At 65.3% G+C, this 323-nt stretch carries 1 protein-coding gene; it reads left to right on the plus strand.

The window, feature by feature from the left end; translation table 11 throughout:
- A partial coding sequence (locus tag BST12_RS29780; protein ID WP_139802119.1) for a CNNM domain-containing protein occupies window positions 1-323 on the plus strand: 323 nt, incomplete at both ends.

The raw sequence follows: 323 nt of genomic DNA on the forward strand, positions 1-323 counted from the left end.
CCCGGCGATGCTGACCGGCGCACAGCTGGGGGTTACGGTGTCCTCGATCCTGCTTGGCCGGGTCGGCGAACCGGCAGTCGTCAAGCTGCTACAGCTGTCGTTCGGGCTGAGCGGTGTACCGCCGGCGCTGCTGCACACCTTGTCGTTGGCGATCGTGGTGGCGCTGCATGTCCTGCTCGGTGAGATGGTGCCGAAGAACATCGCTTTGGCTGGTCCGGAGCGAACAGCGATGTTGCTGGTCCCGCCGTACCTGGTCTACGTGCGCCTCGCCCGGCCGTTCATCGCGTTCTACAACAACTGCGCCAACGCGATACTGCGGCTGG

It is taken from the genome of Mycobacterium angelicum, from assembly GCF_002086155.1.
GTDB lineage: Bacteria > Actinomycetota > Actinomycetes > Mycobacteriales > Mycobacteriaceae > Mycobacterium > Mycobacterium angelicum.